Consider the following 20,381-nt stretch of genomic DNA (forward strand, 5'->3'; position numbering starts at 1 on the left):
ATGCAATTCAATATACCTGAAGATAAGGAGTCTATTATCAAGGTAATAGGCGTAGGGGGTGGCGGTAGTAATGCCGTTGCCTACATGTTTGAGCAAGGCATTGTAGGAGTGGATTTTGCGATTTCCAACACCGACAACCAAGCGATGAACCAAAGTAAGATCCCGGTAAAAATTCAGTTGGGTCCAAATCTTACAGAAGGGCGTGGTGCTGGCTCTAAGCCAGCGGTAGGCCGTGAATCTTGTATTGAATCTTTGGAGGAAGTCAAGTATTTTTTCCAGCATAATACAAAGATGCTATTTGTCACTGCTGGAATGGGCGGGGGCACCGGTACAGGAGCTGCTCCTGTTATTGCCAAAGCGGCTCGTGAGCTAGATATTTTGACCGTAGCGATTGTGACTATGCCTTTTGGCTTTGAGGGACGTCGTCGGGCAAAGCAAGCTCAGGAAGGTTTGGAAGAATTGAAGAAGAATGTGGATACGCTTATCGTCATTTCTAATGATAAATTGCGTAAAATCTATGGCAACCTCTCGCTTTCTGATGCTTTTGCTCAGGCGGATAATATCTTGACCACTGCGGCTAAGGGTATTGCGGAAATCATTACTGTTCCTGGTTATGTGAACGTGGATTTTGAAGATGTAAATACCGTAATGCGGGATTCTGGTGTAGCCGTAATGGGTACTGCTGTAAAGGATGGAGAGAACCGTGCTTTGGAGGCTGTAGAAAGTGCATTGGAGTCTCCCCTATTGGAAGATAGCGATATCAAAGGGGCCAAGCACATTTTGTTGAATATCACTTCTGGTGCCCGTCAGGTAACTATGGATGAGGTATTTGAAATTACGGAATACGTACAAAATGAGGCTGGAGAAGGCACCGACTTGATTTGGGGTAACTGCCATGATGAGAGTTTGGGCGATAGCTTAGCCGTTACGGTTATTGCTACAGGTTTTCAGTCTTCTTTGAAGGAGAATGAGCTTCGTTTTAAGGCCGAGCAAGTGCGTAAGCAGGAAGAGCCTGTTAAGCAGCCTCGCAAAACGATTGAGCGCGTTTCTTTGGATGATGCAGAGGATGATGGCTACAGCTTTTTGAGTAAAAAAAAAGGGATTCAAGAACTAGGTTCTAGAAAAGAGCCCTATTCTGAGCATAAAAAGGAAGAACCCTTCGTAAAAAACGAGCAAAAACAGCAGCGCCGCAATATGGAGCCGCCTTATCAGCTTGGAGATAGCGAAGAGCTTCGCCGTCTGGAGAACCAACCTGCCTATATGCGTAAGGGAGTTCGTTTGGAGGGAAAAGAAAAAAAAGAGAATAAAGAGTCTTCTAATTGGTCGGTAGATGAACATGGCCGCCCAGAGATTAACGAGCGAAATTCTTATTTGCACGATAATGTCGATTAGCGATGACCTTTTTGTCTTGGCAAAAGCAGAAACTTCTAGTTTAGAAGTTTCTGCTTTTTTTTGGGGCCGAAGGCCTTTTCTTGGCCCAGCGCTGCGCAGCCGTGGCCCGCAGGGCCAGACCAAAGCCCACAGGGCTGCAGGGCCGAGCAGACCTGCGAGCGGCGTAGCATAGCGGCGGCCAGCTAAGCTGGCCGCGGGCCCCAAATCATTGATATAATACTTCTGAGAATTTATAACATATCCAAAGTGGAGGCTAGAATTGTTAAGACTGCTCGTTTCTTATCCATTTTTTGTTAAAAATGATAAGTTATGGCCTATCTTTGAAAGCTGTCCCCCAATTGTCTTAGAAAATCCATAGATTTGGACTGTTTTCCATTTTAACTAACAAAACAAAATTAAATGACTAGAATTCAGACTTTTGCATTCTTGCTGTTTAGCCTTTTTTTCTGGCAGCAATCTAATGCACAAATCTTCTTTACGGAAGACTTTGAGGGCCTTACGGGCGCCAACGGTTTGCCTACGGGTTGGACCGAAACAGGGCTTTCTACAGATGGTATCTATGATGTGGGTACTAATGCGGATGCCAATGCGGCAGGTCTTTGGCCTGCTCCTGCTCACACCTTTTTTGCACAGACCAATGATGATGTTTGCAACTGTGATAAGTCTGCAGACCGTCTTATTTTACCTGTGCAGAACTTTGCATCTCGCTCGGGTGGTGTAGAATTGATTGTTGATCTCTATATGGATGGACTGTATGGAAGTGCTGGACAGATTGAGGTGAGTACAGATGGTGGTACTACTTGGACCCCCATTTATGTAATGCCTGCCGTTGATGGAAGCTGGCAGGACAATACGACCATTTCGCTAAATGCTTATGTAAATGATGCCAATGTATTGATTTCGTTCTTGTATAATGACAGTGGTAGTTGGGCTACTGGTTTGGGCGTAGATAACGTTCGTTTGAACCAGACTCCGGCCTCTAATGAAGTCTTGATTTCGGCTATTTCGCCTTCAGAGTACACCTTGGTGCCTCAGTCTCAAGCAGGAACAATTCCCGTTAGCACGACAATCTCTAATGCAGGTACAGGAACAGCCGCTTCTGTGAGCATTACTACCAATATCTATGATTTTGCAGCTCCTGGTACACCTATCCAGACCTACAACAACACGGCCACTAACTTGGCTGCTGGAGCGAGCACAACGGTAAGCATGGGTACTTTTGCCCCTCCTGCACAATCAGGTTATATCTTTGAGCACATCATTACGGGTCCTACAGGTAGCACGGCTAATGATACCGCCCGCTACGGTCTTACGATTACAGACAATGAGTATGCTCGTGATGCGGGTAGCCCGACGAACATCGTTGGTGCTGGTGCTGGTGCTCTAGCTATTATGGGTAATCTTTTCGACATTACGGCGAATACTCAGCTAGACTCTGCTTTGTTCTTTTTGGCCCCCGATGCCACTAACCTAGGGGATACGGTGCGTCTTGTTGTTGTTCAAACCACTGCTGGTGTACCCAATGGTACAATCATCGGACAATCGGCCAACTACATTCTTACACCTGCAGATACTACGGCTAATGGTACTATCCTGACCTTGCCTATTACGAATACTACAGGCGGTGTACTTAACCTTACTCCGGGCCAATACCTAGTTGCTGTAGAAGAGTCAATTACTATGGATGGACTTAACATCCTTTGTGATCCTGATATCTATACGCCCAATACGGTGTATGCCAATATTAATGGTGGTGCTTACCAAACACTAGATGGTTTGGTTACTGGTGGGTTCCCTTACACTCCCGTTATCCGTCCTTACCTCAATGTAAGCTGTAACATTACGGCTGCAGCTACAGCTACAGACGCTACTTGTACGGCTAGCAACGGTTCGGTAACGGCTAACCCCGCTAACGGATCTGCTCCTTATACTTACCTTTGGTCTACTACCGCTACTACACAAACAGTCAACGGTTTGGCTGCAGGTACTTATGATGTAACAATTACTGATGCTACTGGCTGTGTCGCTACAGCTTCTGCTACTGTTAATGCTGCAACTGTTGCGCTAAACGGTACCGCTACCGCTACCAACGCCACTTGTGGCAATGCCAACGGTTCTGCTACAGTAAGCGTAAGCAACGGTACAACTCCTTATACCTATGTTTGGTCTAATGGCCAAACTACCGCTACCGCTACCGCTCTTATGGCTGGTACTTATACCGTGACTTTCACCGACGCTAACGGTTGTGAAGGTACGGCTAGCGCTACTGTAAGTAGCCCCGCTGGCCCCACCGCAAGCACCACAGCTACAGATGCTACTTGTACCGCTGCCAACGGCTCGGCTACAGTAACTGCTTCTGCTGGAACTGCTCCTTATACTTACCTTTGGTCTAATGGCCAAACTACCGCTACCGCTACCGCTCTTATGGCCGGTACTTACAATGTAACCGTAACTGATAATAACGGCTGTGCTGTAACTAGCAGCGCTACAGTAGGTAGCACCGCAGGTACAGTAAGCGGAACTACTTCTAGCGTAAACTCTAGCTGTGGCGCCGCCAACGGTTCTGCTACAGTAACTCCTGCTGGTGGAACTACACCTTATAGCTTCAACTGGAGCAATGGCGAAACTACCGCTACCGCTTCTAACCTTTCTGCTGGTACTTATACTGTAACTATTACTGATGCCAACGGTTGCCAAGCTACCGCTACTGCTACCGTAAGCAACCCCAACGCACCTACCGCTACGGCTACCGTAACTTCTAACTACAACGGTTCTGAGCTTAGCTGTAACACGGCTAGTGACGGAGAAGCTACTGTAACCGCTGCTGGTGGAACAGCTCCCTACACTTACATCTGGTCTAATGGCCAAACTACAGCGGCTGCTAGCGGACTTTCTGCTGGTAACCAAACTGTAACTGTTACTGATGATAATGGTTGTGCCGTAAGCACCGTGGTTACTCTTACTGCTCCCGCTCCCGTTGATGCCAGTGTAGACATGACTGGAACTATGGACGCTTCTTGCTTCTCTAGCAATGATGGTATGGCTACAATCACTGCCTCTGGTGGAACTCCTGGCTATACTTATATGTGGTCTAACAATGCCAATACTGCCGCTATCAACAATATCGGCGCAGGTACTTATAGCGTAACTGTTACCGATGCTAACGGCTGTACTAAAGATGCTACTGTAACGATCGCTCAACCTACTGCTATCGTCAATAACATGACGGTTACTGACCTAAGCTGTAGCGGTAGCGCAGATGGTGCAATCAGCACAACTACTTCTGGTGGTTCTGCTCCTTATAGCTATAACTGGAGTAATGGCGAAACTACTGCCGACCTCACAGCTCTTGCCGCTGGTACTTATACCGTAACTATTACTGACCTTAACGGCTGCGAATTGGTAGCCAACAGTACTGTAAATGCTACTGTAGCTATCGTTCTCGATACTACCGTAACTGGAACTTCTGTTGTTGGTGCCAACGATGGTAGCATCGATGTTACGGTTACTGCTGGTGCTGCTCCTTATACCTACGCTTGGTCTAATGGTGCCACTACGGCCAATGTGAGCAACTTGACTGCTGGTCTTTATACTGTAACTGTTACCGACGCTAACGGCTGTAATACTAGCCTCACCGTTAATGTTCCCGATGGCCCCGTTGCTGTTCTAGCCACTAATGCCAATATCAATATTAGCGTATTCCCCAACCCTGTGGAATCTGTAGCTAAATTGACTATCGAACTTAACAAAGCTAGCGATGTGAAAATCGAATTGAGCAATGCCGCTGGTCAAGTCATCCGCAGCTTCCAAGCTAGCCAAGTACTTAACCAACAGTTTGATATCGATATGAGTGAATTGCCCGCCGGCGTTTACTTCCTACGTGTTGCCGATCAAGAAGCTAGCAATAGCTACCGCATCAGCAAAAAGTAATTTAGCCCCTTTCTTAGGTGCTTAACCGCTGACGCCTCTCCTTTTTGGAGGGGCGTCTTTTTTTGGGGCTGCCCCTCCCGCCGGGTTGAAACCCAGCGCAAAGCGGTATCGCTTTGCGAAGCGATTCAAAGGGGCTGTTGAAAAAGACATTAGCTAATTACTTTTACCGAAAAACTATATAGGTATATAGTTGTATAAGTTGTCTATTTTTTGTAAATTTAAGGATGAAAAGAAAAGCTGTATTTCGCAATAGCCAACAAAATCAGATGAGCATGTTTCCTGAGGATTTAGGAGCATGGATTCCAGCAGATCACCCTGTTCGAGTTGTCAATCAAGTGATTGAACAAGTCAACTTGAAACGCCTATATGATAGTTATAAAGGTGGAGGAAGCTCATCTTACGACCCGAAAATGATGATTAAAGTGTTGATTTATGCGTATTTAGACAACACTTACTCTTCTCGAAAAATAGAAAAAGCCTTAAAAGAGAGTATTCCTTTTATTTGGTTGAGTGGCCGTTCTACTCCAGATCATTCTACGATTAGTATATTTCGCTCAAAGCGCCTACAAGGATTTGAGGGAGAGATGTTTAAAGATATTTTTACAGATATCGTTTTGCTACTTGCAGAAGCAGGTCTAGTTGATTTGCAAGATGTTTATACAGATGGGACAAAATTAGAGGCTAATGCAAATCGCTATACTTATGTTTGGGCGAATCGTTTATCTAGTAGTAAAGAAAAAATCAGAGAGCGCCTGGAAGGTTTCTGGGCTTATTTAGAAGGCCTTTATAAGTCTGAGGAACAAGAGATTGAGCCCTTAAATTTAGGAAAAAAGGCTAGCTCAGAAAAGATACAAGAGACTGTTGATAGAATCAATCAGTTAGTGTCAGATAAGGAAATAAAAGCAAAGATCGCCAAGGAAGAAAAAAAAAACTTAAGGGCGATAAATAAATTTGCAGATCGCTATAAACGTTATGAAGATCAGGAAGCTATTATAGATGGCCGTGGAAGTTATAGTAAAACGGATCATGATGCCACCTTTATGCAAACTAAGGATGATCATTTAAAAAATGGCCAGCTTAAAGCAAATTACAATATTCAATTTTCGACATCCAATAGAGTAATTACTCATTATTCAGTAGAGCGAACATCTTCTGATATGGCCACCTATATCCGTCATTTAGAGGGATTTAAAGAGCGTTATAATTTTTATCCCAAGCAAGTCACCGCAGATGCTGGCTATGGAAGCGAAGAAAATTATCTTTTTTTAGAAGAAAAAGGAATAGAGGGTTTTGTAAAGTATGGCTCTTTTTACAGAGAGCATCGAAGAAATTTTAAAACAAAAGAGTTTGCGAATGCTAGAAACCTTCACTATGATGAAAAAGGTGACTTTTATATTTGTCCTGTTGGGAAAAAAATAAACCGAATAGGAGAGACTAAAAAGACACTTCGGTCAGGCTACATTAAAGAAACAAATATATATGAAGCAGCAGACTGTAAGGGCTGTGCGCTGATGGAGCCCTGCTTAAAACAGAACTCAAATAAAAAAACCTCTACAAATCGAAGAATCCATAGAACGCCTAATCTAGAGCGATTAAGAGCCAAAGCAAGAAAATTACTTTTAAGTGAAGAGGGGATTAGAAAACGAAAACAAAGATCAGTAGATGTTGAAGGCTGTTTTGGAGAGCTAAAACAAAACAAAGGCTTTCGGCGACTGATGCTTCGAGGATTAAAGAAGGTGAATATAGAGGTCGGCTTGCTTGCTATGAGTATGAATATTGCCAAACTAGCAAAGCATAAAGCTCGAACTATGGACGAAGTCTGTCCAAAAACATCAAAAACGACTCTTTTTAACAGAAATAACAAAAGTATTGCCGCAAAAAGAGGGTAATTAAGGGGCAAGTATTGCCTTTTTGTAAAAAATGGACACTTATTAACATTTTTTATTTTTTTAGTCCTAAAAATGACTTTTGACTTCCTCAACAGCCCCGAGTTCTCGGGCGGGTCGGGCTGTGTCGCAGCTCGCAGGTCTGCTCGGCCCTGCACAAAAAAGCGCTTCGCGCTTTTTTGTTGGGTCTGGCCCTTCGGGCCACTGCTTTCCATCCCTCAGCCTGCGGCGGCTTCGCCGCCTGTCCCATCCAATTGGTCCAAAAAAAAGGCCCCAAAAGCAATTGCTTTTGGGGCCTTCTCGCTAAACATAAATAGCGGCTAATTTGCCTTTTCTTTCAGGTTCCAGTCAATCTGAAAATCTTCTACATTATTGCTTTTCTCGGCCAAAGCCTCAAACTCCTCAAAAAAGGCCACATTCCGCTTAAAAACAAGCTCAAAATTGCGATAGGCCACAAAGGAAAAGGTCCCTAAAGCAATCATGAATGCCGCACAAATGAGCCAAATGGCCCCAAAACTCCCCCAATGGCCCAAGAAAAACGCATAGGCAGATCCCACCATACTAATGGCAATCACCGCCCCCATAAAGAAATAACGTCCTCGCTGCCCTTTCTGGTACTCCTTACGAGCCTTAGAGCCCATCAAACGCTTCTTTATCTTGTCGTAATTCTCCGGACGACGCTTGTAGGTCAAGTACAAACGCGCCACCTCTTCTTTACTAAAGTCAATATCGAAAATCATAGCACAAATTTGATTTATTGGGCCTGCTAAGGTAGGGATTTTTCTATTTTTTGAAGGTGATCTCAACTACTTAATTATATTTGCAGACTTGTACAACAGCTAACATTAAATTAACATGCGTACCTCTTTTTCTCCTGCCTTTTTCTGCCTTTTCTCTCTCCTTTTTTTTAGTCTCTCCCTCTTTGGCCAAGAACAACTCCTAGATTATAAAGTGATTAGTGGGCCTATGCCTGGCCACTATACCGATTCTACCGCTAGCTTCTGGATATTGGTCCAGAAAAAACCCGTTTTACAAAAGAAAAACCGCCTAGCTCATGTCCTCAAAGAATTAGAACAAGAATTTAGTAGCATTAGTTATCAGGATGAGCCCCTTTGGAAAAATAAGCGGATAGTGCGGGTTTTGGCCCAAAAAAAACCAGCCATTACTCCCCAAAAAGATAGCTTTAGCTTTCTAACGGGCTCTTGTGCCTTCCAATATCCCTTAGTCCTCAATATGTTTGGCAAACGCCGAAGATATAACAAGATATTTAATAAAATGGCCCAAACAGATGCCGACTTTATGGTCTGGACCGGCGATAATGTCTATTATGTTCTTGGCCAATGGAACTCCTATAAGGGGATGGTCAAAAAAAATCTGCGATCTAGAGAACGCAAGCCCATTAATAAGTTTTTGCAATCTTGTCCCCAATACGCTACTTGGGACGACCACGATTATGGCCCCAATAATAGCGATGCCAATTTCCCGCTAAAAGATACCGCCTTAAATGTCTTTAAAAAGATGTGGGCCAATCCCTACTATGGCGAAGAAGACAACCCAGGCGTTTATAGCCACTTTAGCCAAGAAAACTGCGACTTTTTCTTGCTCGATTCTCGCTACTATTGTATTGGCGATGGCCCCGAAGAGAAACGAACGCTTTTTGGTAAAAAACAAATGGATTGGCTCAAAAGACAACTCAAAAAAGCCAAAGGCGATTTTAAATTTATCTTTTCAGGAACGCAACTTTGGCCCAAATTAGATAAAGGAGATCATTGGGACGAATTTCCAGCAGAACGACAAGACTTTCTAGACTTTCTCCAAAAAGAGGACATCAAGGGCGTAGTGGTTATTAGTGGAGACCGACACTATAGCGAGCTCAACTGCCTAAAAAGAGAAGCTGACTATCCGCTTTATGAGTATACTTGCTCTCCCCTGACTAGTTTTACCGACCCCTATTATTCTAAGGAAAATGATTGTAGAGAAGAGGGTACCTTTGTCCGCAAACAAAACTATGGCCTGCTGACTATTCTGGGCCAGGGTTTGCAGCGCATTTGCCGCATCCAAACCTTTAATCGGAAAGGGAAGCTGCTCTGGCAAAGAGAAATTGCCCTTAAAGATTTGCAATAAGGCATAAAAAGCGGCCAGCGCAACTCATTGCGCTGGCCGTTCATTTTGGTCCAATACTTAAACGGTTTTGCAGGGCTGCGCAGCAGCCCGCAGGCCTAGCGATGTGCAGCAGTGGCCCGAAGGGCCAGACCAAGCCGCTGAAAGCGGCGAAGGGCCGAGCGAACAGCGAGCTGCGAAACGTAGCGCCGCAGCTTTGCTGCGGAGGCCCCCAAAACAGCCTTTGTTTCTAGTTATTCAATTTACTTTTTTTTCTTTTTGCTAAAGATGCTGCCCATAGCCACACCGCCTACAGAAAAGAGGGTGCGATCGGTTAGGCCTTCTAGCTCGGCCCCCTCGCCTAGCTTATAATAGCGGCGGACATCAAAAGTGAGCATAAAATCATTGAGGGGCACTTCAATTTTGAGGCCTGCAGCGGCAAAAGCTCTGGCGCTAGCCTGCATATTGGCGAGTTGGTTGGCCGTAGGATCTTTGAGAAAAGCCTCTTCAAAAGCCATATCTTGGTCCAAAATAAAGAGTAAATCTAGCTGTGGATTGGCCGTAATGCCAAAAGTACCGCCCATAATTTTGCGCAGGATACCAAACTTACCGCCCATATTTAGGCTTAGGCTGGTAAAGCCCGTTTGGTTGCTGACCGACTCTTCAATTTGGTAAGGGACCACAATCACATCAATAAAAGCTTGGGCAAAACGCTTAGAATTGCCCTCTAAGAGGCCCTTTTTTTCCTTCTCGCTGAGCATAGTATAGCGGGCGCCAAACTGCAGGCGAAAATCATTATCCTGAAAGGCCAACTTTCTAAAATCCAGAGAATCTCGGCCCTCCAAAAGGGTATTGATAAAGGGGTGCACCTTAAAATTGAGGGCAACCGTATTGATCTTTTTGCGGCCATTGGCCACTTTTTCCTTTAGGTTATAATTGGCATCTAGGGCCAAGACTCCAGAAGCGGCACCAGAAGCCTTAAAAAGGCCATAGAGGTTACCTCCGCCGGCGCCGGAGAACTGGAAAATATTTTCGGTGGGATTAAACAACATATCTACAGGCGTAGGATGTTGGGCAAACAATTGGCCTGAAAGCAGCAGGCTTAGAGCAAAGAGTAGATTTTTCATAGGTATAGGTGAGTTAGATAATGACAAAGTTAAAGCAGCGGGCTATCCAGAATCAAATTGGGGTTGGGGCAATTGGCCTTCATTTCTGCTAATTCTCGAGGCGAGCAAACGCCAGGATAATCGCCCTGATGTCCTTGCAGGTCCATAATAATTTGAAAATGCAAATGAGGGCGCCAGCCGCCATTTTCCTCCGTACTACCCAAGGTTCCAATAATAGTCGAGCGGTCGATCATTTGGCCCACTTCTAGGGCTTCTACAGAGGCCTTAGACAAATGGCCATACAAAGTATAAAATTTAGGGCAATTAAAGGGGCGGTGTTCCAAAATAATGACTCCCCCATAATTTCCTTCCTCCTCATGATAACCTAAGCTGTGCACCTTGGCTCTGAGGGGAGTGCGAACGCTCCGTCCTTCTCTGGTCCAAATATCTATTCCCAAATGGATACAGCGTTCATCTAGGGGGTCTTTTTGTGGATTAAACAAGGGTTTATCTCGGTACAAATTGCGGCGTTCTAGGTAGCCTCCAATTCCCACAAAAGTCGAACTGAGGTCCATACACTCCTGAATATAATAATATAGCCCCTTGGGGGTCTTGAACTCCTCGGATCTGGGGTTTGTCTCTGATAAATCTAGGGCCACCACATATTCTCTGCCCCCCACAAAATTCATCACATTGCCAAAGGTTCCTTTCTTGGGCCCGACCCAAGCCAAAAAATCATCTATTTTTCTTGCCATCTTCTTTTATTCAATTGGTTATTAGATATATATTTACGTTTAAGTCAAAGTTACTACTTTTAGGTAAACAAACAAATTTTATTTTTCATTTTGGGCATTTCCCTACTAAGGAGCTGGTACGGCCGGCTGGCCTTTGGGAGTAGAATTTAAAAGAAGGGCAACAAAAGTTTGCAACTAAAAACAAAAAGTTGTAAAATAGCCCTAAGGATGGGCTAAAGCTTCGCAAAAACCAAACATTAAGCGTATATTTGGCCCCTATTGGAAAATAAAACAATATGTCAGAAGAAATAGAACAGGAGGTACAGGAGAAAAAGCCTCAGCGCAACCAATTGGGCGAGATGTACAAAGATTATTTTTTGGACTACGCCTCTTATGTCATTTTAGAGCGGGCGGTGCCTGCGGTAGAAGATGGGTTTAAGCCTGTACAAAGACGAATTTTGCATGCTATGCACAGCATGGATGATGGCCGCTTTCATAAGGTGGCTAATATCATTGGTCAGACGATGCAGTACCACCCTCATGGAGATGCTGCTATTGGCGATGCCTTGGTCAATTTGGGCCAAAAAGACCTTTTGATTGACTGTCAGGGAAACTGGGGTGATGTTCGCACTGGAGACCGGGCTGCGGCCCCTCGTTATATTGAGGCCCGTTTGTCTAAGTTTGCCAAAACAGTGGTCTTTAACCCCAAAACCACCAATTACCAATTGGCTTATGATGGGCGAAAAAAAGAGCCTATTCATCTGCCCGTTAAGTTTCCTCTTTTGTTGGCCCAAGGAGTAGAGGGGATTGCCGTGGGTTTATCGACTAAGATTCTGCCGCATAACTTTGTAGAGTTGATTAAGGGCTCTATTGCTATTTTGCGTGGAAAAAAGACCCAAATCCTACCCGATTTTCCCACTGGCGGCATGATGGATGCCTCTAATTATAATGGCGGGAAAAGAGGGGGGAAAATTCGCCTGCGTGCTGAAATAGAAATTGTGGACCGCAAGACTTTGGCGATTCGCCAGATTCCTTATGGTTGTACTACTTCTAGCTTGATCGATAGTATTATTAAGGCCAATAACAAGCACAAAATTAAGATTAAAAAGGTGGTAGATAATACCGCCAAGGATGTAGAGATCTTGGTAGAGCTGCCTACTAATAGCTCGCCCGAAATTACCATGGATGCGCTCTATGCCTTTACGGATTGTGAGCTCTCTATTTCGCCAAATGCCTGCGTGATTCAAGGGGATAAGCCCATTTTTGTTACCGTTGATGAACTCTTAGAAATTGCCACTGGCCAAACCAAGGATTTGCTGGAGTGGGAGTTGAAAATTCGGGAGCAAGAACTACTTGACAAATGGCATCTGGCCTCTTTGGAGAAGATCTTTATTGAAAATCGCATCTATCAATTGATTGAGGATTGTGAAAGCTGGGAAGAAGTGCTCGAGACGATTGATAAGGCCATGCAGCCCTTTGCCAAACAGCTCTGGCGCCCAATCACTCAAGAAGATATTATCCGCCTGACCGAAATTAAGATCAAGCGAATTTCTAAGTACAATAAGTTTCAGGCCGATGAATACCTCAAAAAACTAGAGGACGAACTGGCCGATGTTCGACATGATTTGGCCAATTTGGTGGATTATGCCATTGCCTATTTCAAGCGCTTGCTAAAAGACTTTGGCAAAGAGAAAGAGCGCAAGACCAAAATCATGACCTTTGATACGATTGATGCCGTTGAGGTGGTGGTGAATAATGCCAAATTATATGTCAATCGCAAGGAAGGATTTATGGGTTATGGCCTCAAGAAAGATGAGTTTGTTGAGGAATGCTCTGACTTAGACGATGTGATTGTCTTTCATAAAGATGGGACCTATAGCGTAGTAAAGATTGCCGAAAAGGTCTTTATTGGGAAAAACCCCTTGCATTTGGCCATTTGGCGCAAAGGCGATGAACGCATGATTTATAATGTGGTTTATGCCGACCTTGATAAAGGGGCCAATTATGTGAAGCGCTTTGCCGTAACGGCCATTACTCGAGATAGAAAATACCCTATTGCCAATAAGGTAGAAAAAGCCAAAGTCTTGCATTTTTCAGCCAATCCCAACGGAGAAGCCGAACTTTTGCATGTTCAGCTTAGTCAGGCTTGTAAGGCCAAAAAGAAAGATTTTGAGTATGATTTTGCCGAACTAGCCGTTAAGGGCCGCTCGGCCAGAGGAAATCTCTTGAGCAAATACCCTATTCGCAAAATTCAGGTAAAACGACAGGGAGAATCTACTTTGGGGGCACTGCAAATTTGGTTTGAGCCAGAAACTGGCCGCCTCAATAGCTCTGGTTATGGCCAATTATTGGGCGACTTTGAAGAAGAGGACCGCATTTTGGCCCTCTACCAAGATGGAAGCTATGAAATGACTAACTATGAGCTGAGCAACCGCTTTGAAGCCGAAGAGCTCTTGATGGTCCAAAAATGGAATGCCGAACAGCCCATTACGGCCGTTTACTTTGATGGCGAACGCAAAACGACCTATGTCAAACGCTTCCTGATTGAAACCAGTACGCTCAATAGCCGCTTTGAGTATTTGCCCAATAATCACCGCTCGACCAAGTTGCTTTGGGCGGGCACACAGTCTACACCAAAAATTGCTTTTGAACAAAGAGAAGGCCGTAGCTATACCGCCAATGAGGCCCAACTAGCCGAAATTGCAGATGTAACTGGCTGGAAAGCCCTAGGAAGCAAACTGCATGATGATAAAATCAGAAATGTAAAGGAGATTGGCCCAAAGGAAAATGAAGAGAACCAAAAGGCCCTCTTCTAGTTTTGGCCCATAAACAAAAAGCCCCAAGGCAATGCCTTGGGGCTTTTTTCTGCCCTTTGCAGGCGGCAAAGCCGCCGCATAGGCGCGAAGCGCCTGGCTGAGGGATGGATAGCAGTGGCCGAAGGCCAGACCGAGCTTTTGAGCGTAGCGAAAAAGCGATGGGCCGAGCAGACCTGCGAGCTGCGACACAGCCCGACCCGACCGCAGGGAGGGGCAGCCCCCAAAAAAGGACTAATTCAAAGGACTAGCCTGGCTAATTTCCAAATCTCTCAAACGCTCTAGCAAAAGGGTCCAAAGATGGCTATAGTTAATGACCTCAAACTCATCAATCATACCGCGATAACGGAAGGGCTCCTCCGCCAAACGATCGAGATATTTTTGATAAATACCAATCTGGGCAAAGTCAAAATTGGCCTTAGATAGCTGATAAAGCAAGCGAATAAACTGAATAGTTCGATAATGCTCCTCTCTGCGCAAACGGCGGTTGGCAATCTCTTTCAGGTACTCGGCCTTGGCCTGAGCCGCCCCTACATCCAACATTTCCAGATGGAAAAGCAATTGGGCAATTAGGTGGCTCACCTTGAGCATGCGCTCCGATTTGCTAAACTCTAGGGGGTCGCTCAAAAACTTGTGCAAGCGGAAGCGCTTGCGGCGCTTGGCCCGGCTGCTCTTGGGCTCAATATTTTTTAGCACGGGATAAAACTGATGCAAATAACTGAGGTAAATCTCAAAGGCATTCCATTTCTCCTGATCTTCTCGCTCCAAACGCTCAAAACGAGCATCGCCAATTACCTCATAAAACACCTGCTGGGCCTGCTCATAATGCTCGCCATGCAGCGCCAGCAAAAAGAAAAACTCCATCAGCTGAAACCAACTATCGGTGTCTTGCAAGCTCATAGCCTGCTTATACAAAGCCGGCGCAATGCTGGGCGTATATTGGCCCATATGCAAAATAGCCGACAACTTTTTGATCATGATCTCGGCAAATTTATCGTCTCGATAAAACTCCGGATGCTCCGCAACATATTGCTCGCTATCTTGGCAAACGCCCATCATCTGCTCATAATCTTGCAACATCTCATAGCGATAAGCCCAAACCATATAGCGATGATAATGCACAATTGGCGATTGATACAGATCGGCCAAGCCCTCTAGCGCCTGACAATATACATTGATCCTCCCCGCCAAATCCTGATTCTTAGAATGCGGCTTGTAGTAGTTAATAACTACCCGCTGATACAACTCCTCCGAGCGAATCTCCGCATCCAATACATTCTGATACTGCTTGCACAACTGATCATACTCCTCATACAAACGCTCATTTTCATCGCGCAAAGCATAATGCTCTCGCAAAATGCGCGCACAGTTTACAATCACATCGGCAAACTGAAACTTTTGGGCCGTGGTCATCAACTGACGAGCCAAATAAGCCGCCGTGCCATAGGCTTTATTCGATAAGAGAATCTTGATTAAGGTCCAGTCTTTATTAGAAGAAAAATAGGCCCGATTGTAATCCGATGCAGAGGGAAGATTGACATCCAAAAAGAAGAGCGTATTGAGCAATCGCTTCTTGAATCTAGACTTTAGCTGTCGGTATTTATCATCCGTTGAAGGACTGCCATACAAATATTCTGCAGCCTGCTCATCTGTCTCAAATTTATCATTAACTACAGCCTCATAAAAGTCATTAAATTTACTACTCTTCTGGCTCAAAGAATAGTCGTCAAAAATCTCTATCTTCTTGACCTTCTTCTTCGTAACAATTTTCGCTATTTCTAATATATGTTTCATTTCTTAAGGAGTTGGTTATTGGCTAGTGTAATTGCTTATTTTGATGTCACATTTTGCAATTACAAAATAACAAAAAAAGGAGGCTTTACCAACCCCCTTTTTCTCTAGCAAATCCTTAATTTCTTATTTATTTAGATAAGTTCTACATTAAATACAAACTAAACAACTGGCAGTCAGTTATTTATAATTTAACTAATTGTTTAGTCAAATCATCTAAGAGCGTAGAATTGATTTGACATTAACAAATTCTTTTATGCCATTTGCAGCTAATTCACGTCCCAAACCCGATTGTTTCACTCCCCCAAAAGGGGTATGTGGGGCCGATCTCATTAGTTGATTTATGGCCAAGGTCCCTACTTCTAGTGACGGAGCAAGCTGCAAAGCCCGCTCTTCATCGGTCCAAATGGCCCCGCCCAAACCATAAATGCTGTCGTTGGCCAACTGAATGGCTTCTTCTGCATCGGCCACCTCAAAGAAGCTGAGTACCGGCCCAAATAGCTCTTCCGAATAAGCCGGCGAGCCCTTGGGCGCCTGCCCCAAAATGACCGGAGAAAACAAGCTGCCCGCGCCCTTTCCTCCATCCAATAATAACTGCGCTCCAGCCGCCAAACTATCCGCTTTCTGCTGGGCCAACTCCAATGCCAAGTCCTCTCGCGCCATGCAACTGAGGTCCAAATTATCCGAAATGGGGTCGCCCTGACGCAATTGGGCAATCTCCGCCTTCACCGCATCTAAAAAGTCTGCCGCCAAGGAACGCTCCACAATAAAGCGCTTGGCCGCTATGCAGGTTTGCCCGTTGTTGCCAAATCTAGACTGTACGCCCGCCTTGGCCGCCGCCTCCAAATCAGCCCCTTCCAAGACAATAAAAGGATCAGAACCGCCCAATTCTAATACCATTTTCTTCATGCTGCCCCCAGCCAAGGCACCTACCGCCAAGCCCGCTCTTCGACTACCCGTTAAGGATACTCCAGCCACTTCCGGCCCCTTGATTAAGGCCGCCGTTTGCTCCAAATTGGCAAAACTGTTCTGAAATACCCCCTCCGGAAAACCCGCCTGCTCAAATAATCGAGCAATCGCCATGGCCGAACGAGGCACATTGGGCGCATGCTTGAGCAAACTGACGTTGCCCGCCAATAAGGTCGGTACCGAAAAACGCAAGACCTGCCAAAATGGAAAGTTCCAAGGCATGATCTGCAAGATGATGCCCAATGGCTCATAATAGACCATATTGCGGCTCTCCGGCGCATAATCTACCGCATGCGGCGCCAACATCCTCGGCCCAAATTCTACATAGTACCGAATCAACCACGCACATTTTTCGATCTCTGCCAAGGCCTGACGCAATGGCTTGCCCATTTCCTGACTGACCACTAAGGCCAATTCCTCTTTTTGCGCCAATAACTGCTGCTCTAAAGCCAAAAATAAGGCCTGCCGATCGGCCATAGCTAGCCGCCGCCAATGCCGAAAAGCAAGTTCCGCTTTCTTCAATTGCCGCGCTAACTCCGAGGCGGTCACAAAATCATATTCTCCATACAACTCTCCTGTATATGGATTTTTAGATCTAAACTGATTCATCTTTTCTGTTTTTTTGGGGCCTCCGCAGCAAAGCTGCGGCGCTACGTTTCGGGGCTCGCAGGCCTGCTCGGCCCTTCAGCGCTGCGCGCTTCGGTCTGGCCTTCGGCCACCCCTGCACATCGCTAGGCCGGTCGCTGCGCTCCCCTGCGGCGGCTTCGCCGCCTGCCCCCTCCCAAAGCAAAGGCCTTCCAATTCGGAAGGCCTTTGCGCTATTTAATCAAATTTTTGTTCTTCTATTTTCTTTCCTGCTACGGCCTTGGCTATACTTTGGTCCATGGCCCGCTCGGCCATCGGCCGAGCATATTGGTTGAGCTCTTCCATCCGCTGCTGAATGAGGTCTTTATCCTCTCCCCCGCAGGCTTGGGCCAAACTAGCCGCCCGATTCTGCATCCCCACAATCTCTTCCTCCGATAAAATGGCCTCGTTCTGCCCTATGAATTTATCTGTCGCCAATAATACCGATTCGGCCTCGGTTCTCGCCTCTATCAATGCCTTGATGGCCATATCTTCCTTGGCGTTCTTGATCGAATCTAAGAGCATTCTTCCCATTTCTTCCTCAGAAATACCATAAGGCGAACGCATTTCTACTAGTTGCTCTACCCCCGAACGCAATTCCTTGGCCCGCACCTTCAATATGCCATCCGCATTCAATAAAAAGTGGATTTCTATCTTGGGCATGCCCGCCGCCATGGGCGGTATTCCCTTCAATACAAATTCCCCTAACTTGCGGTTGTTGACCACCAATTCCCGCTCTCCTTGATAAACCGCTACTTTTAGCTTGATCTGCCCATCTACAGAAGTGGTGTACTGACGACCAGCTTTCATGGGTACTTTAGAGTTTCTGGGAATAATGACGTCCATCAGTCCCCCTACGGTTTCTATTCCTAAGGATAAAGGGGTTACGTCTAATAATAAGATGTCCTTTTGGTTACCCGCCAATACATCGGCCTGTATAGCCGCCCCTAAAGCCACCACCTCATCGGGATTTAGCTCGTCTTTGGGCGCTTGACCAAAGAATTTGGCCACCGCCTCTTTAACGATGGGCATACGAGTAGATCCACCCACTAAGACTACTTCGTCAATATCGCTCAGACTCAGCTCCGCATCTTTTAGGGCCTGCTCACAAGCCTTAATAGTCCGCTGAATCAATTCTGCTGTCAGTTGGACCAATTCCGCTTTGTTTAAACGCAAAACTTGGCCCGCTAACTCTCCACTAAATTCATCAGCCTGAGAAAGGGTTTTCTTGGCCTCTTCGGCCAAAAGGCGCAGTTCCTGCGCAAAAGCCCGATCCTCCTGCAAGCGCTGCTCGCTCCAGTTGGCTCCCTTGGCCCAATGCTTCAGAATGGCCCGGTCTACATCATCGCCCCCCAAAAAGGTGTCGCCATGCGTAGCCAATACCTCAAAGATTCCATTATCAATACTCAAGATAGAGACATCAAAGGTGCCGCCCCCCAAATCATAAACCGCAATGGTCTTTTGCTCATCGGGGTCCAAACCTATTCCATAGGCCAAACTAGCCGCCGTGGGCTCATTGACAATTCGCAAAACATCTAAGCCAGCCAGTTTCCCCGCATCGCGAGTGGCTTGCCGCTGCGAATCATTGAAATAAGCCGGAACGGTAATCACCGCCTTTTGTACGGGTTGCTTTAATAGCTTTTCGGCCCGCTCTTTCAAGCTGTTGAGAATAACTGCCGATAGCTCAATGGGATTGTAAAACTTATTGCCCAAACGAACCTTCAATAGGCCGTCTTCTTGCTCATTGGGAATAATCTCATAGCTAAAAAAGCCCTGATAATCTTTGAGCTCCCCATAAGATTTACCCAAAAGCCGCTTGACCGAGAAAATGGTGTTCTCTGGATCTCTGATCAACATTTCTTTGGCCGATTGCCCCACTACGGGCTGCCCCTCCTGCCAATGAATGACAGAAGGGACCAAGCTATGCTTGGCCGATTCCTCTTTTAAACATTCGGCTTCGCCCTCAGCATTGATGTAGGCCAACAAGCTGTTGGTGGTCCCCAAATCAATCCCAATAATAAGCTCGCCTTTTTTGGTTTTATCTTTTTCTACCTGCCCAGATTGCAGGTTGATTCCTATTTTTGCCATAGTTGTATTTCTTCCTTTTTTAAAGGGTACGTTCTCCCTCTATAATAGAACTGCCCTCCTTTTGTTTAATACCGCAGCGTTTTTAGCATGCGGGCCAAGCTCTCTCGCCAATGGGGAATGGCTAGGGCAAAATCATTTTTGATTTTCCCTTTATGCAAGAGCGAAAAGGCGGGACGTTTTGCGGGGGTGGGATAATCTTTAGTATCTATGGGCTGCAACGCACAATCTATTTGAGCCAACTCAAAAATGGCATGCGCAAAGTCGTACCAACTGGCTACGCCCTCATTACTATAATGGTAGAGCCCAGAAGGCGACTCCTCTTGGCCCAAAATCCGTAGAATGGCCTCAGCCAGATCTCCCGCAAAGGTGGGGCTACCAATTTGATCGGCTACTACAGATAGACTTGGGCGCTCTTGGCCCAATCGCAACATGGTTTTTACGAAGTTATGTCCAAAAGAAGAATAAACCCAAGCCGTGCGAATGATCAAGGCATCGGGCAGCTCGGCCAAAACGGCCTGCTCTCCCGCTAGTTTTGTGCGACCATATACGCCCTGCGGATCCGTAGCGGCAGTTTCTCGAATAGGGCCAGAAGCTATACCCGCATAAACATAATCGGTAGAAATATGGACCAATTTGGCCCCAAGAGCGGCTGCTGCCTTGGCCAAATTGCGGGGACCTTCTACATTGACCAACTGGGCCAATTCTTCCTGCTCCTCGGCCTTGTCTACCGCAGTATAGGCTGCGCAATTGATGCAATAATCTATCTTATATTGCTGCATATAAGTATATACCGCCTCCGCATCTGTGATATCCAGTGTAGATTGATCGGTAAAATGGTATTGGCCGCCCGCCAAAAGACGCAAGGCCTTTTGATTCATGACCAAGGCCTGTATTTCGCTGCCCAATTGGCCCTCGGCCCCCGTAATCAGTATATTCTTAATCATAGTC

General features: G+C 45.8%; 12 protein-coding genes. 5 read left to right on the forward strand and 7 right to left on the reverse strand.

Going from position 1 to position 20,381, the window contains the following annotated elements; translation table 11 throughout:
- From ftsZ to SGRA_RS03910, 3 genes are all read left to right on the forward strand, one after another.
- Nucleotides 1-1,392, forward strand: a complete 1,392-nt coding sequence (ftsZ, locus tag SGRA_RS03895) for a cell division protein FtsZ (RefSeq protein ID WP_015691275.1) — start codon at nucleotides 1-3, stop codon at nucleotides 1,390-1,392.
- Nucleotides 1,393-1,791: 399 nt separating this feature from the next.
- Nucleotides 1,792-5,322 (forward strand): beta strand repeat-containing protein, encoded by a 3,531-nt coding sequence (locus tag SGRA_RS03905; RefSeq protein ID WP_015691277.1) that lies wholly within the window; start codon nucleotides 1,792-1,794, stop codon nucleotides 5,320-5,322.
- A 224-nt stretch (nucleotides 5,323-5,546) separates the two neighbouring features.
- Nucleotides 5,547-7,211 (forward strand): IS1182 family transposase, encoded by a 1,665-nt coding sequence (locus tag SGRA_RS03910; protein ID WP_015691278.1) that lies wholly within the window; start codon nucleotides 5,547-5,549, stop codon nucleotides 7,209-7,211.
- A 317-nt stretch (nucleotides 7,212-7,528) separates the two neighbouring features.
- Here the strand turns inward: SGRA_RS03910 and SGRA_RS03915 are convergent, their stop codons facing one another.
- On the reverse strand, nucleotides 7,529-7,948 hold the full coding sequence (locus SGRA_RS03915; protein WP_015691280.1) for a hypothetical protein: 420 nt from the start codon (nucleotides 7,946-7,948) through the stop codon (nucleotides 7,529-7,531).
- Between the two features lie 115 nt (nucleotides 7,949-8,063).
- On the opposite strand from SGRA_RS03915, the gene SGRA_RS03920 reads away from it, so the two are divergent.
- Entirely contained in the window at nucleotides 8,064-9,332 is a 1,269-nt protein-coding gene (locus SGRA_RS03920; RefSeq protein WP_015691281.1) for an alkaline phosphatase D family protein, read from the forward strand.
- Between the two features lie 239 nt (nucleotides 9,333-9,571).
- On the opposite strand, the gene SGRA_RS03930 is transcribed toward SGRA_RS03920, so the two are convergent.
- Together SGRA_RS03930 and SGRA_RS03935 are read right to left on the reverse strand one after the other, a co-directional pair.
- The gene (locus tag SGRA_RS03930) at nucleotides 9,572-10,435 is read right to left on the reverse strand and encodes a hypothetical protein (RefSeq protein WP_015691282.1); all 864 of its coding nucleotides are present in this window, start codon (nucleotides 10,433-10,435) and stop codon (nucleotides 9,572-9,574) included.
- Between the two features lie 29 nt (nucleotides 10,436-10,464).
- Nucleotides 10,465-11,169 (reverse strand): peptidoglycan DD-metalloendopeptidase family protein, encoded by a 705-nt coding sequence (locus tag SGRA_RS03935; protein ID WP_015691283.1) that lies wholly within the window; start codon nucleotides 11,167-11,169, stop codon nucleotides 10,465-10,467.
- A 275-nt stretch (nucleotides 11,170-11,444) separates the two neighbouring features.
- On the opposite strand from SGRA_RS03935, the gene SGRA_RS03940 reads away from it, so the two are divergent.
- Complete coding sequence (locus SGRA_RS03940; RefSeq protein WP_015691284.1) at nucleotides 11,445-13,964, forward strand: DNA gyrase/topoisomerase IV subunit A; 2,520 nt, start codon at nucleotides 11,445-11,447, stop codon at nucleotides 13,962-13,964.
- Nucleotides 13,965-14,195: 231 nt separating this feature from the next.
- Here SGRA_RS03940 and SGRA_RS03950 read toward each other — a convergent pair whose 3' ends face one another.
- From SGRA_RS03950 to rfbD, 4 genes are all read right to left on the reverse strand, one after another.
- Entirely contained in the window at nucleotides 14,196-15,755 is a 1,560-nt protein-coding gene (locus SGRA_RS03950; RefSeq protein WP_015691285.1) for a hypothetical protein, read from the reverse strand.
- Nucleotides 15,756-15,968: 213 nt separating this feature from the next.
- Nucleotides 15,969-17,330 carry an aldehyde dehydrogenase family protein gene (locus tag SGRA_RS03955; protein WP_015691286.1) on the reverse strand — a complete coding sequence of 454 codons (1,362 nt, stop codon included), beginning with the start codon at nucleotides 17,328-17,330 and terminating at the stop codon, nucleotides 15,969-15,971.
- Between the two features lie 213 nt (nucleotides 17,331-17,543).
- On the reverse strand, nucleotides 17,544-19,433 hold the full coding sequence (gene hscA / locus SGRA_RS03965) for a Fe-S protein assembly chaperone HscA (RefSeq protein ID WP_015691288.1): 1,890 nt from the start codon (nucleotides 19,431-19,433) through the stop codon (nucleotides 17,544-17,546).
- 65 nt (nucleotides 19,434-19,498) lie between these two features.
- Nucleotides 19,499-20,377 (reverse strand): dTDP-4-dehydrorhamnose reductase, encoded by an 879-nt coding sequence (rfbD, locus tag SGRA_RS03970; RefSeq protein WP_015691289.1) that lies wholly within the window; start codon nucleotides 20,375-20,377, stop codon nucleotides 19,499-19,501.
- Nucleotides 20,378-20,381 lie beyond the last annotated feature (4 nt).

This window comes from Saprospira grandis str. Lewin (assembly GCF_000250635.1).
In the GTDB taxonomy this organism is placed as follows: domain Bacteria; phylum Bacteroidota; class Bacteroidia; order Chitinophagales; family Saprospiraceae; genus Saprospira; species Saprospira grandis.